The following is a 10,184-nucleotide window of genomic DNA, read 5'->3' as shown; positions in this document are numbered from 1 at the left end:
GCAAAGCTGTTTGAGGAGACAAGTTGGAATATGAGATCACGGGCGAGGTTCGAAATCTCCGCGTCCACGCTGCAAGAGGAAATAGCAAAATTTGGGTATTTTTCGAGATAGACGGCGTGAAACTGCGCGGCGAGTTTAACGATATCCCTGTGGAGGAGGGCGAGCTTGCGCGCGCGTATTTCATCCGCGGAGGATATGCGGGCAGTTACGTGATTACTCAAGTTCAGGTAGCGCGCAAACCAAGCCCCTTACGCCGCAAGCTGGGGATCGCGACCGCCGTGTGCACGCTGGGCTTCGGCGCGGCGCTGTGGATCGTGGGCTTTGGGGTTTTAAACGTCGGCGGAAGGGGCTCTCTAATTAATTTTGTCTGTATTGCCGCGGCAGGATTTGGGGTGCTAAAAGAGGGTGCGGGCAATCTGAGAGCGTGGTTGAATCAACGCACGTCCGAGTAGATCGCCGCCGCGGCGTAAATTTCATAAATTTAATCCGCCTAATAAAATTTACTCGCGCCGGCCGTATCTTTACGGCGTAAATTTTGCTAAAATTCACTCCATGCGCGAAATCCGCTGCGTAAATTTAGAAAAAAGTAAAATTTTGAATCTAAACGAAGCGATAGAGGCAACCGCAAAAAAGCAAAAAGAGTGCAGACGCGCGTTTGCAAAGTATCTGTTTTTGGGAATTTTATTTATAATAGTGCTGCCCGTGGGCGGCGGATTTGCCGTATGGCATCTTTTTGAAAATCGCCTTGCACCGCTATTTTTCATCATTATATATATTCCGTTTTTTCTCGCCGCGCTAATGGCTAACGCGAGCCGAGTGACCAGCGAGCTGGGGGATTACAAAGCGTTTTATAAAGACGTTTTCGTCCGCGCCGCCATCCGCGAGGTTGGTCCAAATTTTAACTATGATCCGAATGCCGGCATCAGCCGTAAAGAATTTCGCAAAATCGGCATCTATTCGCCGGATGAGTTTTGCGCCGAGGATCAAATAGGCGGCATTTATAACGGCATCAAATTTAGCCTCAGCAAAGCGATCCGCATCCCAAACGGCGCGACGCTAGAAATTGGCGACTCGGCGGCGCTAAATTTGCTATCCGCGATAATTTTTGCATGGGAGGCGATGAAGGATATGCAGGCGTTCAGCGGCTCGGTCTTGGTCTGCGAGTTCTACAAGAAATTTAGCGGGCAAACTATAGTCGCGAGTCGCACGCTAAACACCAGATTTTTAGGCGAAAAAGAGCAGATGGACGACGTGTTTTTTAGTAAAGAATTTCGGGTCTTTGCGGACGATAAGGTTGAGGCGAGGTATCTTTTGACGCCCGCGTTTATGCAGCGCCTGCGAGAGCTAAAGGAAAAATTCGCGGGGAAAATGGGGCTGAGCGCGGCGTTTATGGACGATAAGCTTTATCTATTTTTAAACGGAGCGAAAAATAAGTTTGAAACAACGCTTTTTTCGCCGCCGCCGAGCTTAGAGGACGCCGCGCAGATAAAAAAGGAAATTTCAGAGCTTTTATCTATCATAGACGAGCTAAATTTAAACCCGGATTTAAGCGGGGCGGCGATTTTGGCTGATTAATGCGCGCCGCTATTTATCGGCTAAAATTTACTTGCGCTGCGCCAGGATCGCCGCTATTCTCCGCTGCCGACCGAGATCCGCTACGGCTTGGATCGCTCATTTTTGCTACCGACCGGGGCGCGCTTAAGTAGCTCCTTTTCGCGAGCGAATAATCTGCAAAATTTCTCCCAGTCGTACAGATAGACGAGCCTGTGCTCTTTGCCGCTTTCGTCTATGTATATGCCCTGCGTCGAGCCAAGACTCATCTTTTGCCAGTAGCCGAAAAACGGCAATACCTCGATATCATCTTGCAGCACGCCTCGCATCATGCCGTTATCGTAAATTTTTAGATCGTAGTAGGTCCTTTTCATTTTAACCTTTCTAAATTTTACCGCGACGGAATTTTGTGCGCCGCGAAATTTACCGCGAATTCCGCGTCTTTAAATTTTGCGGCGTCAATCCTCGATAAAATTCTGTAGAATTTCACCGCAAGTAAAATTTAGCCCGCCAGCGCCTTTAGCAGTTCGGCGCTTAGCCCATCCACCAAAATATAGCTAGCATCGATGAAGCGGTAGTTTTGCTTCGGCAGGCGCGCGATAAACTCGTCGTATTCCAGCTCGGCGATTGCATGGTAGTTACCTGCGTCGTTTTCGTCGCCCTCTATGCCTATGAGTGCGATCTGCCAGCGCGCTACGTCGTTATTTTTCAGCATCTCCGCGTTTTGCCATTCCACAAACGGCTTGTAGGGCAGGATAGTGGGCAGGTCCTGCGTGAGCGCGTATGAGCCCATTATCGTGCCGTCATCTCCATTTCGATAAAACCTCTGGCGCGCGCTGTAAGCGTCAAGATACTGCACCTCGGTTAGTCGCTTGCTAAACTCGGCAGAGGGGTTGTATGAGGCTAAAATTTCATCCATCATCGTGCGGTTTATCGCAAAAGGTCTCTCTACCCCGTAGCAAAAATTTACCTCCGTATCGCCGCTTAAGTGCTGATCTATCGAATGCAGTCCCGCCGATATATCGCGCTCGTAGTCGAATTGTTCTATCCTGTCGTGGGTGTAAATTTCGCCGTTTTCATCCGCGATCTCGCTTTGCAGCTGCTTGGATAGCGCCTGTAGATATGAGATCGCCAAAACCCAATCAAATACCGTCGCGGGCGTATTTACGCGCACAGCGTAGCTTTGCCGCTCCTCGTCATATCTTAGCTCCATTCCGCGCCCGCTCTTGTCCCGCACGCCCAAGATCAAGCACTCCTGCTCGCTCAAAGGCGATTTTAAAAACGCCCTTTCGTCAAAGCCCTCGGCACTCTCGTCTATGTCAAATACCGATAGATCGGGCAGGAGCTCCAATGCCTTGCCTACGCTCATGGCGTCCGAATAGCCCATAAATAGCGGGCGCTTTTTGTTTTTGACGCGAAATTCTACGCTCACCCTTTTCTCCTTTGTTAAATTGGCAAAATTATAGCGAAATTTTACCCGCCGCCGCGGGCTAAATTTACGCTCTGCCTTTGCGACAGCTTGCGTATTTTGCGCCCCCCACTGTGCATATATTTGTATCCTCTCGCATCGTATTTTTAGCTCGCCTGTAGATTTTTTACATACCCGCGGTACAGCCTGAATATTTGTGAGTTAAAATTTTACCGCAATGAGAGCTTTTGTGGCTTTTATAAAATTTAGCGCGCAGTTTGCGTTCGTCGCGAGCGTAGATTTTGCAGTGCGGGCTTCTGCGCTAAATTTACGAGCGCAAGTCCGCATTATCGATCATGCGAATGCGTGCCGCAGCCGACACAAAACTACACTCTCAATCGCAAAAGCTTACGCGCCGATCGCGTCTTTTAGGCTCTGTGCGCATAAACCCGCATCCTTTAGCTCGCGCAAAATTTCGCCCATCAGCTCCTCCTTAAAAACGTCCAGTATCATCGCGCCCGCGTCCAGCTCAGCATAGCGCAGGGCGGGCTCGCTGAAGTTTTAAGCTCTTTAAACCGCCGCTCGCCTCGCCTGGCAAATCCGAGCCGAACCTCGTTCGGGCTAAGGCTCAGCATGCCGCCATCGCGAGCGAAATTATACACGCTAAAGCCGTAAAGCTGCGGATCGGCGGCTCTTGCGCGCACGCCCAAAATTTCCTCCAGTCGCGCCTTCGTGCCGTCTAGATCGAGCCTTGTTTGCAGCGCGATCTTGCTGCCCGTGTCGAGCCGCAAAAGCGCCAAAAACGAAGCGAAATCCTGCGCGATGATGTTTTGCTCGTCGCATTCGACGTCGATGTAGGCGACCGCAGGCCGTTCGCTCGCGCGGTAGTCCAGGCACAGATACCAGTGTCCGTCGCCGCTGAAGGGCACTAGCCCGTCAAGCTCGAAGCTTACGCACTCACGCTCCTCGCCCCAGCTAAAGTGCGTAAGCGACGGATGCGCCTCGCCGATGCCGCTGACGGCGTCCAGCGGGTAGCCCTCTAGCTCGTAGCGCAGGTAGCCGCCGTTTTGTACGCTTAGCATCATAACTAGCTCGCGCGGTAGGGCGTGCCCTAGCTCCTCTTCCGCGGCCCTCAGCGCCTCGGGCGTGAGCGGTTCTTGCAGATATGGCAGGTAGATCGGCCTGCGCCAGATGTTTGCAAGCTCGTTTGCATTCATTTTCGCTCCTTTAAATTTGCGGGTTAAAATTTTAAACTCAGGCTTAAATTTCAAGCTCGAAGCTGAAATCTCGGGCTATAAAATTTTAAAATTTTACGGCGCCGAATTTTTCATGGCCCGCTCGCCGTATTCGGTGTGTCTGCAACCATACGGCTCGTCTTTTGGCGGCTTAAATTTAATCTAGATCGGAGCGCGCCGCCGTTTAAATTTAATCTGCATCGAGCGGGCTCAAAGCCGCACGCTGATAAAATTTCATCGTAAATTTACTCGCTCCCGGCGTCCGTTTGAAGCGGCGGAATTTTACGAGCGAGCTAAAGCCTTTCGCGTGCCTAATCGAAATCATAATACAGGCTCTACGCGCCGTTTTGCGGGTTTTTAGCAAACATCAAGCTGCCGCCGTCTATGACGTTAAAGCCCGCCTTTTCATCGCTTGAGATCTGAAAAACGAACTGAAAACCATCGCCGAAGCTCACTCCTGACTGGCAAAAGGAGGGGTAGCCGCCGAGCTTCGTGCAGTTGTAATATTCCAGCCCAGCCGTGACGTCGGGATAATAAAGCCCGACCGACCTTTTAAGCTCCAAAATTTCGTGCACGACATCCGCATCCAGCCCGCCGCCGTCCCAAACGGGTGTATCGTCCGCGGCAAATTTGAGCTGCAAAGGGAAGGGCTTTATTTGCGAGCGCGGATTTGCAAGCTCCTTTATGACGAGCTCGCCCTCGTTTTTATACTCGCGGATCGCCCACAGACCGTCCATATCCTCATCAAATTTGCCGATGAGATCCTGTGAGATAAAGACTGCCAGCAGTTTGACGCCGTCCAAGACCTGCGGCACGTAGGGTAGCGCGGGCAGGTAGAACTGCGCTAGAGGGAGCATCGGCGCGCCGTTTTGATCCGTCGGCAGCTCCTCGTCCGCCGCGCAAGCGAACACGCGGCCGATCCAGCACTCATCGATCGCGCCTCGCGGCCTCACGCCGCCCGTCTGAAAATAGGTGATCTTGCGCGCGATCTTGCGCTGTAGTTCCTTAATCTTTTCTTGCAGATCCGTTTGCATTTGCGTCCTTTTCGGTTGGAATTTTAGCGCTTTTGTGAAATTATAGCGAAATTTTACCTGCCGCCGCGGGCTAAATTTGTAGCTTAAAGAGTTGCGAAAAGTAAGCTTAAAGCTTTTTGGGAGTAAAATTTAAACAGACCCACGTAGGTGGTAAATTTAATCAAAGGAGCGAAAATGACGAAAGATCAGTGCTGCGTCCTAAAGCATTTGACAGCGGGCGAGACGGGCGGTTTTGAGAAGATAGGCGAGATGAATGACGGCGAGTTTTTGGATGCGCTTATCGGAAAAGGGCTTGTTTGGATGCTTGACTGGGCCGGCGAGGACGAGACGGGAGATGTAGGCAAATTTATCAGCTCTAGGCTTGATGCGCTGCAAAGCGGCGTGTCACTAGAGTGCGATAAAATTTACGCAAGGCTTTCTTTTAATGCGAGACTTTTAGAATTTTAGCTTATTAATGAGCGTGGAGGAAAAATTTGATCGAAGAAATACAGCAAATAACGATAACCAAAGATGATTTTTTAGGTATAAACTTAGACGAAATATCAAAAGACACAAAATATTTTCATGATTACAGTTCTAAATTCGCGGATTTGTGCGAGGAAAATTTTAAAAACGGGGATTTAAAAGTAAGTAAGGTATTTTATTTATTAAGGGACGCTTGCTCTATGACCTTAAAACCTAAAAGCACAAATGAGCCGTACGAAGCCGGGTGCATCGCGGGCGATTGCAGATGGGCAATATTAGAGGATTTTACCGAGTAAGATTTGGAATTTTTAGCGAGTATTTTGGATGAAATAACCGATTGCAGACTAAAATCAAGGATAGCAGATATTTTATGGATTTTAAAAAGCCCTAAAAATATCAAATTTTTAGAGATCGCCGTAAATGAGTACTCGAAAATATCTCTAGAGCCAAAATTGGTAAATCAGTTTGAGATAAATGCGTTTGGGAGAGCTATCAGGCTATCTCGACTATCCGAAATCACAAAAAATCAATACGCCGAAATATCGAATAAAATTTTAGAATGTTTTAATAAGGCGGAGCCAACCGATCAATACTACTGCTTAAGGATGTCGTATTTATTGGATATCGCGGAGCTGAACAGAAAACTGCAACCAAGCGTAGCTGAAAAATTAGAAAATTTTGCCGATACCTTTGCCGAAGAGGAAGAATTTATAGCGGCTATAGACTATTATCAAGAGTCGCAAAAATGGTATAAGAAGCTCAAAAATAGCCCCAAAATAGCCGAAATCGCACTCAAAACAGCTAATATCTTAATAGAAAAAGCAAAAGAAAGCAGCGCTATATCATCAAAAATAGACCTAGAGCAAGCACTAAAAGAACTTAGAAGCATTCCTGCAAAAGATAGAAATGTGCTCGAAATTGATCAAAAAATAGACGAAATACGCAAGTTAATGGGGCAAAATAACCATGTTATTGGAAGCGAAATGAGCTTGATTACTACCGATAAGATCGATATTTCGCGTTATCAAAATAATGCAAAGCTAGCAGTAAAAGGCAAGCAACTATCTGAAGCGGTATTATGCCTAGCTAATATCACAGCAAATCCACTATATGAAGATATCAAAAAGTCATCCGAGAAGCTTTTAAAAAAAGTATCTTTTTTCAAATCTTATTACTCAAATTTACGTAGATGCCGACGGAAGAAAACTACAACAAGCAACTACAAAAGATGACCGATTAAAACATGAAATGTACCAGCAATACCATATACGTAGACGGCAGTATACTGCCCGCATTTTGGCAAATTTTAGAGGAGCATAGAGTGTCTATGCGTTTCATTTATGATATTTGCAGAAATTCTAGCGCGGTTCCGACCAACAGGGCAGATATCTGGGCACAAGGTTTATATTACGGTTTTGATAGAGACTTTTTGGTTTCAAGCCATTTGCTGATACCTCAAATAGAGCATTTAGCGAGAATTTTACTGCAACAAGAAAAAATCCCTACGACTACTATCGATGAATACGGCGTAGAATCGGAAAAAGGTATAAACTCGCTTTTGCAAGAACCAAAAATATATGAATTGCTCGGGAAAGATTTGACGGAAGAACTAAAATTTTTACTAACGGAGCCGATGGGCCTAAACCACAGAAATAAAATATGTCATGGACTGGTCGGCGAATCTCCAAGCGATGCCGATATTTATATTTGGTGGCTTTGTCTTAAACTAGTGGTTAATAATTGTATTTTCTATACAATATAGCACCAATAAATTTTAGAATTTTGAGTGTAAAATTTTGACCTAAAATTTCTAAAATCTCTAAATTTTAAAATTCTAAACGCAATATGAGCTTGTTGGTTCGCTTGTCATAGGGCTCGCAAATTCTGCCGCAATCGAAGCGACGAACTCATTCGATAAGGATAAGACAAAATTTTCGCTAGAGAGCGCCCGAAAAGAATTCCGATGTTAGCGCGCTCTTAAACGCGCTGTGTTTGAAATCCAAAACCGACGAGGTGCGACGAGGCTAACTGTGAGCTTTGGCGATGCACGCCTCGATCGCCGCCATCACCGCTGCGCGAAACCCAGCCGCCTCCAGTGCCGCCAGCCCCTCTATTGTCGTACCCGCAGGCGAGCAGACGGCGTCTTTGAGCTCCGATGGGCGCCTGCCGCTTTGTAGCAGACGCGCCGTGCCTTCTACCGCCGTCGCTACCGCGTCGTAGCATAGCGCCCGTGGCAGTCCGCCCCGCACGCCCGCATCCGCCGCAGCCTCGATAAAGGCGCACACATAGGCAGGCAAGCTGCCCGCAATCCCAGTAAATGCGGCAAAGCCAGCCTCGTCTATCTCGTAAAATTTGCCGATTTTGGCGGCTAGCGCTCGTACGATCTCCCGACTAGCCTCATCAAAATACTCGCCGTAGCACAGCGCCGTAGCCGACGCGCCGATACCCGCAGCGACGTTTGGCATCGCGCGGGCCACGAAAACGTCCGCACCTACGATATTTTGGGCGCACTCCAGTTTGAAATTCGGCGCCAAAAGAAGCAGGATTTTGCCCGCGAGCTCGGGCGCGATCAGGCGCAAAATCCCCTCGTAGCTGGCGAGCTTGGTCGCGAGCACGATAATATCCGCTTCGTGTGCCAGTTGCGTCTCGCCTTGCAAAATCTGCACGCCGTAGCGCTTGCGTAAGACTTCGTTTTTGCTTCTGGCGTAGGCTAGGACTTCTAGTTTTGTCTCGGAGCGGGGCTGCACACAGGCGAAATCACGTTCGCGGCTCGCAAAATTCTGCTCTAAATTTGCGGAATTCTGCCCGCAAGCCGCAAAGCTTTGAGTATCTGGCATAAAATTTTGCCCGTCGTGCGCGCAATTTTCTCCGCCCGCCGTGCAATTTTCTTTATCCTCTGTAAAATTTTCTCCGCCCGCTGCGCAATCTCGCCCGCCAGCTCTGCAAAGTGCGGCGATCATCGCCTCGCCCATATTTCCGCCGCCGATAAATCCCACTTTCATTTTCGCTCCTTTTAAAGCTAAATTATGCCTCAATGATAGCTCAAAATTTCTTTATCCGCCCTTGCGGCGCGCGGTTTATCTACGTAAAAGCAAATTTTAGCTACAATCTCGCCTAAATTTTTAAAAAAGGATGCGTTATGGCAATAAACGTTTTTTACGACAAAGATTGCGATTTGGGTTTGATTAAGGCTAAAAAGGTCGCTATGATCGGCTTCGGCTCGCAGGGGCACGCTCACGCCGAAAATTTGCGCGATAGCGGCGTAGAAGTTATCGTGGGTCTTAAAAAGGGCGGCGCGAGCTGGAGCAAGGCCGAGGCAAAGGGCTTTAAAGTAATGAGCGTCGGCGAAGCTACGAAAGCCGCGGACGTCGTAATGATCCTAACGCCTGATGAGTTTCAAGGCGATATTTTCAAAGCGGAGATCGAGCCAAATTTAAGCGAGGGCAACGCGATTGCGTTCGCGCACGGCTTTAATATCCACTTCGGACAGATCGTCCCTCCAAAGGGCATCGACTGCATTATGATCGCTCCGAAAGCCCCGGGCCACACCGTCCGCAACGAGTTCGTAAGCGGCGGCGGCGTGCCTATGCTGATCGCTGTTTCGCAAAACGAAAGCGGCAGAGCCAAAGAGCTTGCTCTAAGCTACGCAAGCGCGATCGGAGGCGGCCGCACCGGCATCATCGAAACGACCTTCAAAGCAGAGACCGAGACCGATCTTTTCGGCGAGCAGGCTGTGCTTTGCGGCGGACTTTGCGCGCTCATTAACGCAGGCTTTGAGACCCTCGTCGAAGCGGGATACGAGCCTGAGATGGCGTATTTTGAGTGTCAGCACGAGATGAAGCTGATCGTGGATCTCATCTATCAAGGTGGCATGGCTGATATGCGCTACTCGATCTCAAACACCGCAGAATACGGCGATTACGTAAGCGGAAACCGCGTCGTAAACGAAAGCAGCAAAGCGGCGATGAAAGAGGTGCTAAAGGAGATCCAAAACGGCAAATTTGCAAAAGACTTCATCCTCGAGCGCAAAGCTGGCTACGTGCGAATGAACGCCGAGCGCAACATCACGGCAAACAGCCTGCTTAGCAAAACCGGCGATAAGCTTCGCGCGATGATGCCGTGGATCGCCAAAGGTAAGCTTATAAACAAAGATAAAAACTGATTTCGGCTGAGCTTTGGCTAATAGAAATCCACGCGGGCACCTCAAAAAGCGCCCGATCAATTATATAGCGATCGCCTTTGTCGTAATCTTATGCTTTTTAAGCGGTGCGGTTACCTACGCGGTTTTGGATCTCGTATTTTCGAGCAATAAAGCCGCGTTGCAACAAAGCTCGCGCAAACAAGCCTCCGAAGCCTCTTCGCAGCCGCAGGGTAAGCGACCGCGTTTAAGCGCTGCGGAGAAGGAAGCTCTGATTCAAAAGGAGCTTGATAAGATCGCCGAGCAAAACGTAACTGCGCCGAAGATGAGCATTGAGCCCGCACGGCAGAATT

The 10,184-nt window shown here is 48.9% G+C and carries 13 protein-coding genes; 8 read left to right on the top strand and 5 right to left on the bottom strand.

All coding sequences use genetic code 11. The annotated features are described in order from the left end of the window. The first annotated feature begins 23 nt into the window (after nt 1-23). Both Q0198_RS03955 and Q0198_RS03950 read left to right on the top strand, forming a co-directional pair. Entirely contained in the window at nt 24-452 is a 429-nt protein-coding gene (locus tag Q0198_RS03955; RefSeq protein WP_297895242.1) for a hypothetical protein, read from the top strand. Nucleotides 453-594: 142 nt separating this feature from the next. Further along, the gene (locus Q0198_RS03950; RefSeq protein WP_297895240.1) at nt 595-1,575 is read left to right on the top strand and encodes a DUF3137 domain-containing protein; all 981 of its coding nucleotides are present in this window, start codon (nt 595-597) and stop codon (nt 1,573-1,575) included. A gap of 80 nt (nt 1,576-1,655) precedes the next feature. On the opposite strand, the gene Q0198_RS03945 is transcribed toward Q0198_RS03950, so the two are convergent. From Q0198_RS03945 to Q0198_RS03930, 4 genes are all read right to left on the bottom strand, one after another. After that, nucleotides 1,656-1,925 (bottom strand): hypothetical protein, encoded by a 270-nt coding sequence (locus Q0198_RS03945; RefSeq protein WP_297895239.1) that lies wholly within the window; start codon nt 1,923-1,925, stop codon nt 1,656-1,658. A 128-nt stretch (nt 1,926-2,053) separates the two neighbouring features. Continuing rightward, the gene (locus Q0198_RS03940; protein ID WP_297895237.1) at nt 2,054-2,983 is read right to left on the bottom strand and encodes a DUF4299 family protein; all 930 of its coding nucleotides are present in this window, start codon (nt 2,981-2,983) and stop codon (nt 2,054-2,056) included. Between the two features lie 485 nt (nt 2,984-3,468). Next, a complete protein-coding gene (locus tag Q0198_RS03935) occupies nt 3,469-4,176 on the bottom strand; it encodes an SMI1/KNR4 family protein (protein WP_297895235.1) in 708 nt (235 codons plus the stop codon). Between the two features lie 353 nt (nt 4,177-4,529). After that, a complete protein-coding gene (locus tag Q0198_RS03930) occupies nt 4,530-5,228 on the bottom strand; it encodes a DUF1963 domain-containing protein (RefSeq protein WP_297895232.1) in 699 nt (232 codons plus the stop codon). Between the two features lie 174 nt (nt 5,229-5,402). Here Q0198_RS03930 and Q0198_RS03925 point away from each other — a divergent pair, with 174 nt between their 5' ends. The 4 genes from Q0198_RS03925 (at nt 5,403) to Q0198_RS03910 (ending at nt 7,455) form a co-directional block, all read left to right on the top strand. Further along, nucleotides 5,403-5,675: a hypothetical protein gene (locus tag Q0198_RS03925; protein ID WP_297895229.1), complete on the top strand. Its 273-nt coding sequence runs from the start codon at nt 5,403-5,405 to the stop codon at nt 5,673-5,675. Between the two features lie 26 nt (nt 5,676-5,701). Then, nucleotides 5,702-5,989: a hypothetical protein gene (locus tag Q0198_RS03920; RefSeq protein WP_297895226.1), complete on the top strand. Its 288-nt coding sequence runs from the start codon at nt 5,702-5,704 to the stop codon at nt 5,987-5,989. A 3-nt stretch (nt 5,990-5,992) separates the two neighbouring features. Further along, nucleotides 5,993-6,925 carry a hypothetical protein gene (locus Q0198_RS03915; RefSeq protein WP_297895223.1) on the top strand — a complete coding sequence of 311 codons (933 nt, stop codon included), beginning with the start codon at nt 5,993-5,995 and terminating at the stop codon, nt 6,923-6,925. A gap of 95 nt (nt 6,926-7,020) precedes the next feature. Then, nucleotides 7,021-7,455, top strand: coding sequence for a DUF4209 domain-containing protein (locus tag Q0198_RS03910; protein ID WP_297895222.1), 435 nt, complete (start codon nt 7,021-7,023; stop codon nt 7,453-7,455). Nucleotides 7,456-7,717: 262 nt separating this feature from the next. Here Q0198_RS03910 and proC read toward each other — a convergent pair whose 3' ends face one another. Further along, nucleotides 7,718-8,695: a pyrroline-5-carboxylate reductase gene (proC, locus tag Q0198_RS03905; RefSeq protein WP_297895219.1), complete on the bottom strand. Its 978-nt coding sequence runs from the start codon at nt 8,693-8,695 to the stop codon at nt 7,718-7,720. Nucleotides 8,696-8,832: 137 nt separating this feature from the next. Between proC and ilvC the strand changes: the two genes are divergently transcribed. Both ilvC and Q0198_RS03895 read left to right on the top strand, forming a co-directional pair. Continuing rightward, nucleotides 8,833-9,855 (top strand): ketol-acid reductoisomerase, encoded by a 1,023-nt coding sequence (ilvC, locus tag Q0198_RS03900; RefSeq protein WP_297895216.1) that lies wholly within the window; start codon nt 8,833-8,835, stop codon nt 9,853-9,855. A gap of 13 nt (nt 9,856-9,868) precedes the next feature. Beyond that, a partial coding sequence (locus Q0198_RS03895) for a hypothetical protein (RefSeq protein ID WP_297895214.1) occupies nt 9,869-10,184 on the top strand: 316 nt, incomplete at its 3' end.

It is taken from the genome of uncultured Campylobacter sp., assembly GCF_938045205.1.
Lineage (GTDB): Bacteria > Campylobacterota > Campylobacteria > Campylobacterales > Campylobacteraceae > Campylobacter_B.
Note: the sequence above shows the minus strand (reverse complement) of the source record. Positions and strands in the feature narration are given on the sequence as shown.

Bases quoted from the DNA above. Each gene is read 5' to 3' on its own strand.
- Q0198_RS03910 (WP_297895222.1), top strand. From the start codon at position 7,021: ATGCGTTTCATTTATGATATTTGCAGAAATTCTAGCGCGGTTCCGACC.
- Q0198_RS03925 (WP_297895229.1), top strand. From the start codon at position 5,403: ATGACGAAAGATCAGTGCTGCGTCCTAAAGCATTTGACAGCGGGCGAG.
- Q0198_RS03935 (WP_297895235.1), bottom strand. From the start codon at position 4,176: ATGAATGCAAACGAGCTTGCAAACATCTGGCGCAGGCCGATCTACCTG.
- proC (WP_297895219.1), bottom strand. From the start codon at position 8,695: ATGAAAGTGGGATTTATCGGCGGCGGAAATATGGGCGAGGCGATGATC.
- Q0198_RS03930 (WP_297895232.1), bottom strand. From the start codon at position 5,228: ATGCAAACGGATCTGCAAGAAAAGATTAAGGAACTACAGCGCAAGATC.
- ilvC (WP_297895216.1), top strand. From the start codon at position 8,833: ATGGCAATAAACGTTTTTTACGACAAAGATTGCGATTTGGGTTTGATT.
- Q0198_RS03945 (WP_297895239.1), bottom strand. From the start codon at position 1,925: ATGAAAAGGACCTACTACGATCTAAAAATTTACGATAACGGCATGATG.